Source organism: Pseudomonas sp. S2_C03 (assembly GCF_054668405.1).
In genome coordinates, this window is record NZ_CP162766.1 from 285,784 (window position 1) to 299,808 (window position 14,025).

15 protein-coding genes are annotated in these 14,025 nt (G+C 58.4%); 8 read left to right on the forward strand and 7 right to left on the reverse strand.

The window, feature by feature from the left end; all coding sequences use genetic code 11:
- Positions 1-156: 156 nt before the first annotated feature.
- Positions 157-627: a Cys-tRNA(Pro) deacylase gene (gene ybaK / locus AB4N64_RS01350; RefSeq protein WP_460121319.1), complete on the forward strand. Its 471-nt coding sequence runs from the start codon at positions 157-159 to the stop codon at positions 625-627.
- 16 nt (positions 628-643) lie between these two features.
- Positions 644-1,426 (forward strand): PhzF family phenazine biosynthesis protein, encoded by a 783-nt coding sequence (locus AB4N64_RS01355; RefSeq protein ID WP_460121321.1) that lies wholly within the window; start codon positions 644-646, stop codon positions 1,424-1,426.
- 130 nt (positions 1,427-1,556) lie between these two features.
- On the opposite strand, the gene AB4N64_RS01360 is transcribed toward AB4N64_RS01355, so the two are convergent.
- A complete protein-coding gene (locus tag AB4N64_RS01360) occupies positions 1,557-2,666 on the reverse strand; it encodes an ABC transporter ATP-binding protein (RefSeq protein WP_460121323.1) in 1,110 nt (369 codons plus the stop codon).
- Positions 2,663-3,583 carry an ornithine carbamoyltransferase gene (argF, locus tag AB4N64_RS01365; protein WP_460121325.1) on the reverse strand — a complete coding sequence of 307 codons (921 nt, stop codon included), beginning with the start codon at positions 3,581-3,583 and terminating at the stop codon, positions 2,663-2,665. Before argF ends, AB4N64_RS01360 begins: the two co-directional genes overlap by 4 nt.
- Before the next feature lie 404 nt (positions 3,584-3,987).
- On the opposite strand from argF, the gene AB4N64_RS01370 reads away from it, so the two are divergent.
- The 3 genes from AB4N64_RS01370 to grxD all read left to right on the forward strand — a co-directional run bounded on the left by AB4N64_RS01370 (position 3,988) and on the right by grxD (position 6,949).
- Entirely contained in the window at positions 3,988-4,278 is a 291-nt protein-coding gene (locus AB4N64_RS01370; RefSeq protein WP_460121327.1) for a hypothetical protein, read from the forward strand.
- Positions 4,279-4,413: 135 nt separating this feature from the next.
- Positions 4,414-6,519: a molybdopterin oxidoreductase family protein gene (locus AB4N64_RS01375; RefSeq protein ID WP_460121329.1), complete on the forward strand. Its 2,106-nt coding sequence runs from the start codon at positions 4,414-4,416 to the stop codon at positions 6,517-6,519.
- A 97-nt stretch (positions 6,520-6,616) separates the two neighbouring features.
- Positions 6,617-6,949, forward strand: a complete 333-nt coding sequence (gene grxD / locus AB4N64_RS01380) for a Grx4 family monothiol glutaredoxin (protein ID WP_192305341.1) — start codon at positions 6,617-6,619, stop codon at positions 6,947-6,949.
- Between the two features lie 241 nt (positions 6,950-7,190).
- Here the strand turns inward: grxD and bfr are convergent, their stop codons facing one another.
- Together bfr and AB4N64_RS01390 are read right to left on the reverse strand one after the other, a co-directional pair.
- Complete coding sequence (gene bfr / locus AB4N64_RS01385; protein WP_460121331.1) at positions 7,191-7,667, reverse strand: bacterioferritin; 477 nt, start codon at positions 7,665-7,667, stop codon at positions 7,191-7,193.
- A gap of 198 nt (positions 7,668-7,865) precedes the next feature.
- On the reverse strand, positions 7,866-8,084 hold the full coding sequence (locus AB4N64_RS01390; RefSeq protein WP_460121333.1) for a bacterioferritin-associated ferredoxin: 219 nt from the start codon (positions 8,082-8,084) through the stop codon (positions 7,866-7,868).
- Positions 8,085-8,397: 313 nt separating this feature from the next.
- Here AB4N64_RS01390 and AB4N64_RS01395 point away from each other — a divergent pair, with 313 nt between their 5' ends.
- Positions 8,398-9,000: a peroxiredoxin C gene (locus tag AB4N64_RS01395; protein WP_460121334.1), complete on the forward strand. Its 603-nt coding sequence runs from the start codon at positions 8,398-8,400 to the stop codon at positions 8,998-9,000.
- A 67-nt stretch (positions 9,001-9,067) separates the two neighbouring features.
- Here the strand turns inward: AB4N64_RS01395 and rnt are convergent, their stop codons facing one another.
- Together rnt and pyrC are read right to left on the reverse strand one after the other, a co-directional pair.
- Positions 9,068-9,742, reverse strand: coding sequence for a ribonuclease T (rnt, locus tag AB4N64_RS01400; RefSeq protein WP_460121336.1), 675 nt, complete (start codon positions 9,740-9,742; stop codon positions 9,068-9,070).
- Positions 9,739-10,785, reverse strand: a complete 1,047-nt coding sequence (pyrC, locus tag AB4N64_RS01405) for a dihydroorotase (protein WP_460121338.1) — start codon at positions 10,783-10,785, stop codon at positions 9,739-9,741. Before pyrC ends, rnt begins: the two co-directional genes overlap by 4 nt.
- 154 nt (positions 10,786-10,939) lie before the next feature.
- Here pyrC and AB4N64_RS01410 point away from each other — a divergent pair, with 154 nt between their 5' ends.
- Together AB4N64_RS01410 and AB4N64_RS01415 are read left to right on the forward strand one after the other, a co-directional pair.
- The gene (locus tag AB4N64_RS01410) at positions 10,940-11,848 is read left to right on the forward strand and encodes a flagellar protein MotY (RefSeq protein WP_460121340.1); all 909 of its coding nucleotides are present in this window, start codon (positions 10,940-10,942) and stop codon (positions 11,846-11,848) included.
- Positions 11,849-11,976: 128 nt separating this feature from the next.
- Positions 11,977-13,194 carry an argininosuccinate synthase gene (locus AB4N64_RS01415; protein WP_460121342.1) on the forward strand — a complete coding sequence of 406 codons (1,218 nt, stop codon included), beginning with the start codon at positions 11,977-11,979 and terminating at the stop codon, positions 13,192-13,194.
- A 129-nt stretch (positions 13,195-13,323) separates the two neighbouring features.
- On the opposite strand, the gene AB4N64_RS01420 is transcribed toward AB4N64_RS01415, so the two are convergent.
- Positions 13,324-13,947: a hypothetical protein gene (locus tag AB4N64_RS01420; RefSeq protein WP_460121345.1), complete on the reverse strand. Its 624-nt coding sequence runs from the start codon at positions 13,945-13,947 to the stop codon at positions 13,324-13,326.
- Positions 13,948-14,025: the final 78 nt, after the last annotated feature.

Consider the following 14,025-nt stretch of genomic DNA (forward strand, 5'->3'; position numbering starts at 1 on the left):
GTGAATGATCATTTTGTTTGTCATCCTTGATATGCACTGACGAACGGTGGGTTTATGTGTTGGGTCCTGTAAGCGCTGCCGTGATAGAGCCTTTTGCCAAACAATGACCTAGAATCGGACGCACTATTTTTCTCCGCTGCCCAGTCTGGAGCTGTCATGACCCCCGCATTGGATTTGTTGAAAAAGGTTCGTGCCGAACATCAGATACACAGTTACGAACATGATCCGAAGGCAGCGTCCTACGGACTCGAGGCGGCGGAAAAGCTCGGTCTGGCCCCGGCTCAGGTGTTCAAAACCTTGCTGGCGGCGAGCGAGAAAGGGGAGTTACTGGTGGCCGTGGTGCCGGTGGCCGGCAGTCTGGACTTGAAGGGCCTGGCACACGCGGCCAAGGTCAAGAAGGTGGAAATGGCTGACCCGGCGGCTGCGCAACGCTCCACCGGATATTTGCTGGGTGGCATCAGCCCTCTGGGGCAGAAAAAACGATTGCGCACATTCATCGATAATTCGGCCCTGCCTTTCGCCAGCATTTTTGTCAGTGCGGGGCGGCGTGGTCTGGAAGTTGAATTGGCACCAACGGTGCTGGCCGAACATACTCAGGCCACGTTCGCCGATATCGGCCGCGCCTGAATCAGGGAGAAGATATATGCAGCTTGAGTTTTACCAGGTCGATGCGTTCAGTGACCGTCCCTTCGGTGGCAACCCGGCGATGGTCTACCGGCTCGATGCCTGGCTCGCCGACGAGCTGATGCAGAAGATCGCGGGCGAGCACAACCTCGCCGAAACCGCTTTTGTTGTGCGTGAAGGGCAAAGCTGGCGCATTCGCTGGTTCACCCCGACCACCGAGGTGCCGTTATGCGGACATGCCACGCTGGCCAGCGCCTTTGTCTTGTTTGACATCTACAAGGAAACCGCAGAACGCCTGGATTTCATCTGCAAGTCCGGCCCGCTGAGCGTGAGTCGCGAAGGTGAACGCCTGTGGCTGGACTTCCCGGCCATCGAGACGTCGGAAGTGGGCGTGACCGTGGATGTCGAGCGCGCACTGGGTGTCGAGGCGGTTGATGTGCGAGGTTCCAATGAGCTGTTCGTGGTGCTGGAGTCCGAACAGGCCGTGCTCGATTGCCAGCCTGACATGGTCGCATTGGCCAAGTTGCCGTGGCTGGGCGCCATTGTCACTGCCAGGGGTGGCAAGCACGATTTCGTCTCGCGCTACTTTGCCCCGGCCATTGGCATCAATGAAGACCCGGTGACCGGCTCGACTCATTGCAGCCTGATCCCCTACTGGTCCAAGCGCCTGGGCAAATCGAGCCTGAGCGCCTATCAATGCTCGAAACGCGGCGGTGAATTGTTCTGCCGGCTGGAAGGGGACCGGGTGAAGATCGGCGGGAATGCGGCGCTGGTGGCCAGCGGCACCCTGATGCTGGGTTAGCCCCTCAAAAAACCTGTGGGAGCGAGCTTGCTCGCGATAGCGGTGTGTCAGTCATTACCTCTTGGCTGACACACCGCTATCGCGAGAAGGCTCGCTCCCACTATGGATTTTGTACAGTCGGGGGTGTGTTTCAGCCCGCAGTGCTGTACCGCCGCACACCTGATTCAACCATCGGAATCTGCGCGGCCGTGCTGCCGGACGCCTGGAACAGCACCAGATGATCAGCGGCGACCCGGATCCCGACATCCGCGCCGACCTGATGATCGACATGGCTAGGGAAAATCGATTCCAGCTGGGCGCCGGTCGGCAATTGCAGGCGGTACAGGGTGGAGGCACCCTGGAACGACTTGCCGACAATCCGCCCCTTCAATGCGCTGTCCGGTGCATAAATGATGTCGTCCGGACGCAGCAACACGTCCACGGCACCACCGGTGGGCCAGGTGTAGGCGCGGTTGCCGCGCAGTTCTCCAAGCTCGGTCTGCACCGAGTCCGGGCTGCTGAGCTGGCCACGAATGAAATAACCCTGGCCGATGAAGCTCGCGACGTAAGGCGTCTGCGGTTCGTGATAGAGGTTGTAGGGCGTATCCCACTGTTCCAGACGGCCCTCCTTGAACACGCCGATGTGATCGCTGACCGCGAAGGCTTCCTCCTGGTCGTGGGTCACCAGGATTGCACTGGTGCCACGGGCCTTCAGGATGTCGCGCACTTCGTGACTGAGCTTGCGTCGCAATTCGCCGTCGAGGTTGGAAAAGGGCTCGTCGAGCAACAGCAACTGCGGTTCCGGCGCTAGGGCACGGGCCAGGGCCACACGTTGTTGCTGGCCTCCGGACAGTTCGTGGGGGAAGCGTTTGCCGAGGTTCTTCAGGTTGACCAGTTCCAGCAGCTCTTCAGTGACCCGGTCTTTATGCGGATGCTTGCGAATACCGAAGGCGATGTTCTCGGCCACGCTCAAATGCGGAAACAGGGCGTAGTCCTGGAACACCATGCCGATCCGGCGTTTCTCCGGAGCCAGGGTGAACCCAGCGCTGGAGATCGTCTCGCCGGCCAGGCTGATTTCACCCTCGTGAACCGGTTCGAAGCCGGCAATTGCCCGAAGCGTCGTGGTTTTGCCGCAGCCCGAGGAGCCGAGCAGGCAACCGATGTCACCGGCATTCAAATGCAGGTTGAGGTTCTGCACCACACGCTGGTCTTGATAGCCGCAGGCGAGGTTGCGCAGGTTTAGCAGTAGTGGCTGGCTCATGCGTGGTGGTACGCCGGCTCGACGAGAAACTCGAGCAGGGCCTTTTGTGCGTGGAGACGGTTTTCTGCCTGATCCCAGGCCACGGAGCGCGGGTCATCGAGCAGGTCGAGGCTGATTTCCTCGCCACGGTGGGCGGGCAGGCAATGCATGAACAGCACGTCCTCGGCGGCCAGGTCCAGCAACGCACGATTGACCTGGAATGGCGCGAACAGCTTCAGGCGTTTGGCGGTTTCTTCTTCCTGACCCATGGAGGTCCAGACGTCGGTGCTCACCAGGTGGGCACCGCGCACGGCCTCCTGCGGGTCGCGGACGATGGTCACGCGATTGCCGGCCTTGGCAACGAATACAGGGTTGGGTTCGTAGCCTTCCGGGCAGGCAACGCGCAACTGGAAGTCGAACTGGATCGCCGCTTCTATATAGCTGTTGCACATATTGTTGCCGTCACCGATCCAGGCGACGGTCTTGCCCTGGATCGGGCCGCGATGCTCCAGGAAGGTTTGCATGTCGGCCAGCAATTGGCAGGGGTGCAGATCGTCGGACAGGCCGTTGATGACCGGTACGCGCGAGTTGGCGGCAAACTCGGTCAGGGTGCTGTGAGCGAAAGTACGGATCATCACCGCGTCGAGCATGCTCGACATGACGATGGCGGCGTCGCCGATCGGCTCGCCACGACCCAGTTGGGTATCGCGCGGCGACAGGAAGATCGCCTGGCCGCCGAGCTGGATCATGCCGGCTTCGAACGAAATACGGGTGCGGGTCGAGGACTTCTCGAAAATCATCCCGAGCACGCGGTTTTTCAGTGGCTCGAACAGTACGCCGCGGTTACGCAGGTCTTTGAGCTCCACGCCTCGACGGATCACGCTGACCAGTTCGTCGGGCGTGCAGTCCATCAGGGAGAGAAAGTGCCTAGCGCTCATCATTAACTACCTTTTTGCAACAGACCGCAGATACTCAAAGCCTTGTTTTTCGGAACAACGGGCGAGACCTGCGGCGTAAGCCGCACGGGGCGACGAAATAGGGAAGGCGCGATCTTGACATTAAATGTCGCGTTTTTCCAATAGGCTACGGTGTTGGCGGATTTCAGAGGGGCTACGGGGAGACCGCGATAGCGCGTTTGAAGTTTTATTCCTGACAGCAGCCCGTCATTTGTACACCGGGCTCGCGGGGCTTGGCAATCAAGCGGGGCGGGGATGGAGCGATGGCGGTCGGTTTCCGAGCCGGTGCCAGTCGTCGTTAATGGCAATGTGCTGCGTCTGAAACACTTGCTAATGGAATGGGCTGGGTTATAACTAAGTCACAATTGATGCAGGAAGCTTCTTGAATGGATTCGAAAGAACAGCAACTCATGGAATTGCTTGGCTTGACCGCCCGCGCATTGACACACCTCACAGCCTCGGTGACATCGATGTCCTTCGAGCTGATGCGCAGCCAGGACGAGGTGACCAAGGCTGCCGGTCGACGCATGATCGATCGCATGGCTACCATCAGCACAGGGCTCGATGAGCACTGGCGCATCATTGGCGAGCTTACCGGCGTCCACCTCGCCCACGAGCAGATCGAAACCATTCAGGAAATCCAGATGCAGGCGCCGTCGAGGTTGCCTTCCAACTGATGGCTGGTGGCAATCGGCTGGGCTGATGGGGGGCGATTCACAAGACAGACGTCGCTGGCGCCGCGCTTGTGCGGGGGGCATAGTTTTGATCCCGCGGCCGAAAGTGCCGGCCCCCGTACAAAAAAGAGACTGGCCATGACCAAGACTCTCCATCACCGTGCCTGCCACCTGTGTGAAGCCATCTGCGGCCTGACCATCGAGACCACCGAAGCCGACGGCAACGTGCAAATCACCTCGATCAAGGGCGATGCCCAGGATACCTTCAGTCGTGGGCACATTTGCCCCAAGGCTGTGGCGCTCCAGGACATCCAGAACGATCCGGATCGCCTGCATCAGCCGATGCTGCGGGTTGGCAACGATTGGCAACCCATCGAGTGGGAGGACGCCTTCAAGCTGGTTGCCGAACGTCTGGCCGGGATCCAGGCTCGCCACGGGCAGAATGCGGTGGCGGTGTATCAGGGCAACCCGAGCGTTCACAACTACGGGCTGATGACCCACAGTAATTACTTCCTGGGCTTGCTGAAAACCCGCAACCGGTTTTCCGCCACCTCCGTTGACCAGTTGCCGCACCACCTGACCAGCCACCTGATGTACGGCCATGGCTTGCTGTTGCCGATCCCGGACATCGACCACACCGATTTCATGTTGATCCTGGGCGGCAATCCGTTGGCCTCCAACGGCAGCATCATGACTGTACCGGATGTGGAAAAGCGTCTGAAGGCGATCCAGGCCCGGGGTGGCAAAGTGGTGGTTGTCGATCCGCGTCGCAGTGAAACGGCGGCGATTGCCGATCAGCATTTGTTTGTACGTCCGGGGGGCGATGCGGCACTGTTGTTCGGCTTGCTCAATACCCTTTTTACCGAAGGTCTGACCCGTGAAAGCCATTTGCCGGTGGACGGCCTGGATCAAGTGCGTGAAGCCATCGCAGGTTTCAATGCCGAGGCCATGAGCCCGCTGTGTGCGGTCCCTGCCGAGCAGATCCGGCAACTGGCACGAGACTTCGCCGCGGCACCGACCGCGGTCTGTTATGGGCGTATGGGCGTTTCGACCCAGGCGTTCGGCACCCTCTGCCATTGGCTGGTCCAACTGATCAACCTGGTGACGGGCAACCTCGATCGCGTGGGCGGCGCGTTGTGCACCGAGCCCGCTGTGGATCTGGTGGCCACCACCTCGGGCGGACATTTCAACCTGTGGCAGAGTCGCGTTTCCGGGCGCCCGGAATACGCGGGCGAGTTGCCGGTGTCGGCCATGGCCGAAGAGATGCTCACGGGTGGGGAAGGGCAAGTGCGGGCATTAATCACCGTGGCCGGCAACCCGGTATTGTCGACGCCCAATGGCCGGAAACTGGAGCAGGCGCTGGACGGGCTGGAGTTCATGGTCAGTGTTGACTTGTACATTAACGAAACCACGCGTTACGCCGACCTGATCCTGCCGTCGACATCGGCCCTGGAAAACGATCACTACGACACTACGTTCAACCTGTTTGCGGTGCGTAACGTTACGCGCTTCAACCGCGCCATCCTGGCCAAGCCGGAAGGTGCGTTGCACGACTGGGAGATTTTCGTCGGGCTGGCCAAGGCCTTCGCCGAGAAGACCGGCAAGGAACTCAAACCGACAATGCCGCCGGCGAAAATGATCGACATGGGTTTGCGGATGGGCGCCTACGGCGATGCCTCGGAGCACAAGTTGTCACTGGCTACGCTTTTGGATCATCCGCACGGCATCGACCTGGGCGCCCTGAAGTCCAACCTGGCGAAGCGTTTGAAAACGGCCGGACAACGCATCCAGGCGGCTCCCGAGGTGATGCTTGCCGACCTGGCTCGCTTCGCCACGTTGCAGGCGCCGGCAGTCGATCAGTTGTTGATGATCGGGCGTCGTCATGTGCGCAGCAATAATTCCTGGATGCACAATTACCACCGGCTGGTGAAAGGCAAACCCCGTCATCAGTTGCTCATGCATCCGGATGATCTGGCCAGCCGCGGGCTCAGTGATGGGCAGCGGGTGCGAGTCAGCTCCCGTGTGGGTGTGATTGAAGTGGAAGTACTGGGCAGCCTGGAAATGATGAAAGGCGTGGTCAGCCTGCCTCACGGTTGGGGGCATGCGCGGCCCGGCGTGCAGATGACCATTGCCAGCAGCCAGCCAGGTTCCAGTGCCAATGACCTGACGGATGAATGTCAGCTCGACGAACTGTCGGGTAACGCGGCGTTGAATGGCGTGCCGGTCACGGTGGCAGCGGCTTGAGCGGGTCTGTCGGGGAGACCGAGCATCACGACGGGGTTTCCGTTACAATGCGCCACCGTGCCGACCCCTGAGTCGGAAAGTTCAGTCGAGGTGCTTCATGGATATCATCGAAACGATTAAAGAGCAGATTGCGAACAACACCGTTCTGCTTTACATGAAAGGCTCGCCGAATGCCCCGCAGTGCGGCTTCTCCGCAAAAGCTGCGCAGGCCGTAATGGCGTGTGGTGAGAAGTTTGCGTACGTGGATATCCTGCAGAACCCGGAGATCCGTGCCAACCTGCCAAAATACGCCAACTGGCCGACTTTCCCGCAACTGTGGGTGGCGGGTGAGCTGGTCGGCGGTAGCGATATCATGACCGAGATGGCTGCAGACGGTTCGTTGCAAACCACCATCAAGTCGGCTGTTGAAGCGGCTGCTGCGAAGGCGTGATTGCCGCTAGCGCAGGCACAAAAAGCCCCGCCTCTTGAGAGAGCGGGGCTTTTTTATGCGCAGATCCCCTGTAGGAGCGAGCTTGCTCGCGATGGAGATCAACTAAAACACGGGTCATCAGACTATCCGCGTTGTCTGGTCCAACATCGCGAGCAAGCTCGCTCCTACAGGGTGGGGTATCGCACATACAAAAATGCCCCGCGTCTGAGAGAGCGCGGGGCTTTTTTTGGCGTCGGAAATATTACTCGTCGTCGCCCATCTGCGATTGCAGGTAGTTCTCAAGACCGATCTTGTCGATCAGGCCCAGTTGGGTTTCCAGCCAATCGATGTGTTCTTCTTCGGACTCAAGAATGTCCTCGAGCAGTTCACGGCTGCCGAAATCGCCAACGGTTTCGCAATGGGCGATCGCGACTTTCAGGTCCGCATGACCGGTCTTCTCGATGCGCAGGTCGCACTCAAGCATTTCCTTGGTGTGCTCGCCGATGTGCAGCTTGCCCAGATCCTGCACGTTTGGCAGGCCTTCCAGAAACAGGATGCGCTTGATCAGCTTGTCCGCGTGTTTCATCTCATCGATGGACTCGTGGTATTCATGCTTGCCCAGCTTGTTCAGGCCCCAATCTTCATACATGCGGGCATGCAGGAAATATTGATTGATCGCGACCAGCTCATTGGCAAGGATCTTGTTGAGATGCTGGATGACTGTAATGTCGCCTTTCATGATGGGGTCCTGCCCTATGTTAGCTGTCTATGAGGCAGAGTTTGAGCCGCATACTTAGGGGTGTCAAACCTAAGTTATTGAATAATAAATGAAAATTAATCGGAATAAGAATGTTTGTGTTCCGCGTCTAGCGCGTAACCAGTTGATTTTCAGGCATAAAAAAACCGGACATTAAGTCCGGTTCTTTAAAAGGGGTATTCACGCAGCATTAAATTCTACCGGGAAAGGAATCGCGGCCTGGGCAGTTTGTACTTGGGTCAGGGTATCGCGCACCACTTCCTTGGCGAGGCAGGCGCACTTGCCGCATTGGCTGGCTACGCCGGTAGCCTGACGGACTTCCTTATAGCTGCAGCATCCTTCATAGATTGCATCGCGGATTTGACCGTCGGTAACGCCAGTGCAGAGGCAGACATACATAAGTAAAAACCGTCGCTGGTTGTGACTCAATTGCGATGGATCTTAATGTTAACGAGAATGATTGTCAAAGTGGTTTCTGACAGCTTTGCCCGATATAGCAACAAGACTGACGAACGGTTTTTTGCAGCCATCTGCCATTAGCCCTTTTGGGCGGCCATTCGGCGCTCTGGTGAAAATCCGTTGAGGACAGCATAAAAACGCAGTGTATGATGACCGGTCCTTATGAAGGGGTGGGTGTCACAGGGCTGTCGCCTGAGGGTGACAGGCTGGCGCAAACCCGGGAACTTCACGTTTTTACACCAGGAGATATTCAATGAGCGTACTCGTAGGCAAGCAAGCCCCTGACTTCACCGTACCGGCCGTTCTGGGCAATGGCGAAATCGTCGACAGCTTCACCCTGTCGTCGGCCATCAAAGGCAAATACGGCCTGGTGTTCTTCTATCCGCTGGACTTCACCTTCGTATGCCCGTCCGAGCTGATCGCTCTGGACAATCGCATGGCTGATTTCAAGGCGCGCAACGTTGAAGTGATCGCCGTTTCGATCGACTCGCACTTCACCCATAACGCCTGGCGCAACACCCCGGTCAACAACGGCGGTATCGGCGAAGTCCGTTACACCATGGCTGCCGACATGAAGCACGAAATCGCCAAGGCCTACGACGTTGAGTCCGAAGGCGGCGTGGCTTTCCGTGGCGCGTTCCTGATCGACGACAAGGGTGTCGTTCGTTCGCAGATCATCAACGACCTGCCGCTGGGCCGTAACATGGAAGAGCTGATTCGTCTGGTCGACGCTCTGCAATTCCACGAAGAGCACGGTGAAGTCTGCCCTGCGAACTGGAAGAAAGGCGACAAAGGCATGAACGCTTCGCCAGAAGGCGTTGCGGCTTACCTGACCGAGCACGCAGCTGCCCTGTAAGGCGCGTTCGAGGCACAAAAAAACCGGCCATCATGGCCGGTTTTTTTATGCGCAGGGTCGCGACTGATCAATCGTCGAAATCTTCCCACCCACCCATCTGTTTCCAGCGATTGACGATGCCGCAGAACAGTTCGGCCGTCTTCTCGGTGTCGTAGCGAGCCGAGTGGGCCTCGCGACCATCGAAGTCGATATCGGCTGCCTGACAGGCCTTCGCCAGTACCGTTTGCCCGTAGGCCAAGCCAGCCAGGGTAGCAGTGTCGAAGCTGGAGAAGGGGTGAAACGGGTTGCGCTTCATGTCCAGGCGTGCGACGGCGGCATTCAGGAAGCCCAGGTCGAAGCTGCTGTTGTGGCCGACCAGAATCGCCCGCTTGCAGCCGTTGGCCTTCAGCGCCTTGCGTATCCCACGGAAGATGTCGTTCAGGGCTGTCTCTTCACTCACGGCCATGCGCAACGGGTGATCGAGCTTGATCCCGGTGAACTCCAGGGCCGCTGCTTCGATGTTCGCGCCTTCGAAAGGCTCGACGCGGAAGAAGTACGTGTGATCAGGGTAAACGAAGCCCTTTTCATCCATGGCGATGGTGGTCGCCGCGATTTCCAGCAGGGCGTCGGTGGCCGAGTTGAAACCACCGGTTTCTACGTCGACGACCACGGGCAGGTAACCACGGAACCTGGCAGCCATCGGATGGCGTGAACCACCTGCGCTCGAACCGTCCTGTTCGTCGTCGAAATGGTCTTCACTCACGCGTGTTCCTCCAGCAGGCGCCAGCGCAGTTTTTCACCGGCGCGCAGCGGGATAACGGTCAGCTCGCCAAATGGCAGGCTGGTTGGTGCGGTCCACTCGTCGCGAACCAGGGTGATGCGATCAGTATTCACGGGCAGGCCATAGAAGCGCGGGCCATTGAGGCTGGCGAAAGCTTCGAGCCTGGCCAGCGCGTTGCGCTGTTCGAACGCTTCGGCATACAACTCGATCGCGGCATAAGCGGTGTAGCAACCGGCGCAACCGCAGGCGGCTTCCTTGGCATGCTGGGCATGCGGTGCCGAGTCAGTGCCGAGGAAGAACTTTTCGCTGCCGCTGGTGGCGGCGTCGAGCAGGGCTTCCTGGTGGGTATTGCGCTTGAGGATCGGCAGGCAATAGAAGTGCGGCCGAATCCCGCCAACCAGCATGTGGTTGCGGTTGTACAACAAGTGATGAGCGGTAATGGTCGCGCCGACGTTGGCCGAAGCCTCGTTGACGAACTGCACGGCATCGCCAGTCGTGATGTGCTCGAACACCACCTTGAGTGTCGGGAAACGCTCCACCACACGACGCATGTGCTCGTCGATGAAGATTTTCTCGCGGTCGAACACGTCGACGTCGCCACGGGTGACTTCACCGTGAATCAGCAAGGGCATACCGACTTCGGCCATGGCCTCGAGCGCAGGGAAGATTTTGTCGATGCTGGTGACGCCAGAGTCCGAGTTGGTGGTCGCACCGGCCGGGTACAATTTGGCGGCATGCACGAAACCGCTGGCCTTGGCCTGACGAATTTCTTCGGGCTGGGTGCGGTCGGTGAGGTACAGCACCATCAGCGGTTCAAAACGGCTACCGGCCGGACGTGCAGCGAGAATGCGCTGGCGATAACCGTCGGCTTCAGCGGCGTTGCGCACCGGCGGTACCAGGTTGGGCATGATGATGGCGCGACCAAAGGTGCGCGCGACATCCGCAACAGTATTGGTCAACACGGCACCATCACGAAGATGTATATGCCAGTCGTCGGGACGCAGCAGGGTCAGGCGGTCGGACATGAGGGGATTCCAGGCGGGGCAAACTCTGGGGAATGCTACCGGAAAAGACTCTCTCAGGCACCCGCTATCAAGTTTTGCGACAAGCTACCGATATCCAACAGGTATGCCGTAAATATGTATCGGTCTTTTGTTGTAGAAGCCAATGGAGCCTCCCGTGCGCCAGCGTTATTTAGCCTTGCTCAGTGTGTTTGCCAGCCTTCCCGCGATGGCGCTCACTTTCCAGACCCGTCTGGAGAGCATCGAGTGGACGGTCGAAGGGGACAAATTCGAGTGTCGCCTGACTCAACCGATTACCGATTTCGGTTCGGGTGAGTTCGTGCGCCGCGCTGGGGAGCAGGCGACGTTTCGTCTGAAAGCCTACAACTCGATGGTCGGTGGCGGTTCGGCGACCTTGTTGGCGGCGGCCGCACCGTGGCAGCCGGGGCGGGGCGACATCAATCTCGGCTCGGTCAGGATCGGCAGTGGCAACGTTCTGTTCAACAGCTCCCAAGTCCAGGCTGGCCGTCTGATCAGTGGTTTGATGGACGGACGCAGCCCGGTCGTCCGGCATTTCTCCGGCGATGGCCGCGTCTCGGAAGTTCGCCTGCTGCCCGTCAAGTTCAGCAAGGCGTTCAACGATTATCAGGGTTGCGTGGCGAAGCTGCTGCCCAAAAACTTCGAACAGGTCAAACAATCGCAAATCGCCTTCCCGGGCGAGGGTATGGAACTCGATACGCAGGCCAAGGCGCAGTTGCAGGTGATGCTGGACTTCATGAAGGCCGATCCTACGGTTAACCACATCGAGCTCGACGGTCACTCGGACAACAGCGGCAATCGCCTGGCCAATCGTGAGCTGTCGCGTCGCCGGGCGCTGGCGGTCATGGAGTATTTCAAGGCCAACGGGGTGCAGGAATCGCAGATAACCGTGCGTTTCCATGGCGAGCGTTATCCGCTGGTCCCCAACACCTCGTCCGCCAACCGGGCGAAGAACCGCCGGGTGAATGTCCACCTCGCTCGCGTCGCCCCCGTCGAGACGCCGACGCCCCAGACCACGGCATCGGCGAGCGCAGCGAAGACTTCCTGAGCCGCGACTGTTCGTCGCGCGCTCGACATAATCTGTCGCTTCGTCGTCATAAGCTGTCGCGCCACTGTAAATTATTCTGCATGACCGGTAGACTTGACGGCTTTCCGTAAACCCCGTGGAGTGATGGCATGGCGGACGTAAACAAGGTCGTTCTGGCGTATTCCGGCGGCCTGGACACTTCGGTGATCCTCAAGTGGCTGCAGGATACTTATAACTGTGAAGTGGTGACCTTTACCGCTGACCTGGGTCAGGGTGAAGAGGTCGAACCTGCTCGCGCCAAGGCGCAGGCCATGGGCGTAAAAGAAATCTACATCGACGATCTGCGCGAAGAGTTCGTGCGAGATTTCGTGTTCCCGATGTTCCGCGCCAACACTGTTTACGAAGGCGAGTACCTGCTGGGTACTTCCATCGCTCGTCCGTTGATCGCCAAACGCCTGATCGAAATCGCCAACGAAACCGGCGCTGACGCCATTTCCCACGGCGCCACCGGCAAGGGTAACGACCAGGTTCGTTTCGAGCTCGGCGCCTACGCCCTGAAGCCCGGTGTGAAAGTGATTGCACCTTGGCGTGAATGGGACCTGCTGTCCCGTGAAAAGCTGATGGATTACGCGGAAAAGCACGCGATCCCGATCGAGCGCCACGGCAAGAAAAAATCTCCTTACTCGATGGATGCCAACCTGCTGCACATCTCCTATGAAGGCGGCGTGCTGGAAGACACCTGGACCGAGCACGAAGAAGACATGTGGCGTTGGACCGTGTCGCCAGAGAAGGCACCCGACAAGGCGCAATACCTGGAACTGACCTACCGCAATGGCGACATCGTGGCGTTGGACGGCGTCGAAATGACCCCGGCCACCGTGCTGGCGACCCTGAACCGTATCGGTGGTGAACACGGCATCGGTCGTCTCGACATCGTCGAAAACCGTTACGTGGGCATGAAGTCCCGTGGCTGCTACGAAACCCCTGGCGGCACCATCATGCTGCGCGCCCACCGTGCGATCGAATCGATCACCCTGGACCGCGAAGTGGCTCACCTCAAGGATGAGCTGATGCCTAAATACGCCAGCCTGATCTACACCGGCTACTGGTGGAGCCCTGAGCGTCTGATGCTGCAACAGATGATCGACGCGTCCCAGGTCAATGTGAACGGCGTCGTGCGCCTGAAGCTCTACAAGGGCAATGTGATCGTCACTGGCCGCAAGTCCGACGACTCGTTGTTCGACGCCAATATCGCGACCTTCGAGGAAGATGGCGGCGCCTACAACCAGGCTGACGCGGCGGGCTTCATCAAGCTCAACGCCTTGCGCATGCGGATCGCAGCCAATAAGGGTCGCAAGTTGTTCTGAGGCGCGTGACCTGGAATTTGTGGCCTTGTGTTCGACAAGGCCACCAATTTGAGAATAGGATTTTTTCTTTCGGACATTGCGACGTATCGTTTTTAGGAACAACTCCCTCCTTCTTCCTCCTCCCTGTCGCTAGAAAGCGACTGGCCGTTGTGCGCCCGATGTGCCAGTTTGATCAATGAGCGTTACGGTGTGGGAACTCAAGTTGTAAACGACGCAAAATGGCAAGCTGCTGCGTTTCTTCACCTGCCTGAAAAAATCGACTGCGCTTTCTTTAAACAGACTCTGCGATTCGGCCGTGATGAGGAACACGACGACGTGTGCCGAATCTGATTTGGCGGTCCTGCCCAGGAGCTCGCGCCACTGTGTCCTCCCGTTTATGCACCGAGCATCGACGATGTGCAAACCCTTCACCCGGGCAGGCAACTCGATGTGATGCGACGTTGAAGATTTTGTCAGCGTAAGGTCTGGCGGCCCCTTTGCTGTATCCGGACGTTCGGTCGTGTCCAGGGCATCGATGAAGTGTTCTCCCTTCTCGTAATCGGACGGCGCATATAACGATCGATAGTTGAAGTTCAAGGTGGCGAAAAACAGCATTAACAAGTAAAACGGAAAGCTGATCAGAAACCAGATATAGACTTCTCGTTCCTTATGGTCGAGGAAAGGGAGAGAGAGGGCTGCCGATGTTTCAGACAGTGTTGCGAATATGGCGATTACTGTCATGGGGTTGGTGATTTTTTGTTTTAGATTCATCATGTATTGTACTCATGGAAGTTTATCTTTTCTCGTTGGGTTGGTTAATTATGTTTTGCCGGTCTTCATATTAGCGGTGAA

Bases quoted from the DNA above. Each gene is read 5' to 3' on its own strand.
- AB4N64_RS01375 (WP_460121329.1), top strand. From the start codon at position 4,414: ATGACCAAGACTCTCCATCACCGTGCCTGCCACCTGTGTGAAGCCATC.
- AB4N64_RS01420 (WP_460121345.1), bottom strand. From the start codon at position 13,947: ATGATGAATCTAAAACAAAAAATCACCAACCCCATGACAGTAATCGCC.
- bfr (WP_460121331.1), bottom strand. From the start codon at position 7,667: ATGAAAGGCGACATTACAGTCATCCAGCATCTCAACAAGATCCTTGCC.
- grxD (WP_192305341.1), top strand. From the start codon at position 6,617: ATGGATATCATCGAAACGATTAAAGAGCAGATTGCGAACAACACCGTT.
- AB4N64_RS01355 (WP_460121321.1), top strand. From the start codon at position 644: ATGCAGCTTGAGTTTTACCAGGTCGATGCGTTCAGTGACCGTCCCTTC.
- ybaK (WP_460121319.1), top strand. From the start codon at position 157: ATGACCCCCGCATTGGATTTGTTGAAAAAGGTTCGTGCCGAACATCAG.
- pyrC (WP_460121338.1), bottom strand. From the start codon at position 10,785: ATGTCCGACCGCCTGACCCTGCTGCGTCCCGACGACTGGCATATACAT.
- AB4N64_RS01390 (WP_460121333.1), bottom strand. From the start codon at position 8,084: ATGTATGTCTGCCTCTGCACTGGCGTTACCGACGGTCAAATCCGCGAT.
- argF (WP_460121325.1), bottom strand. From the start codon at position 3,583: ATGAGCGCTAGGCACTTTCTCTCCCTGATGGACTGCACGCCCGACGAA.
- AB4N64_RS01370 (WP_460121327.1), top strand. From the start codon at position 3,988: ATGGATTCGAAAGAACAGCAACTCATGGAATTGCTTGGCTTGACCGCC.
- AB4N64_RS01415 (WP_460121342.1), top strand. From the start codon at position 11,977: ATGGCGGACGTAAACAAGGTCGTTCTGGCGTATTCCGGCGGCCTGGAC.
- AB4N64_RS01360 (WP_460121323.1), bottom strand. From the start codon at position 2,666: ATGAGCCAGCCACTACTGCTAAACCTGCGCAACCTCGCCTGCGGCTAT.
- AB4N64_RS01395 (WP_460121334.1), top strand. From the start codon at position 8,398: ATGAGCGTACTCGTAGGCAAGCAAGCCCCTGACTTCACCGTACCGGCC.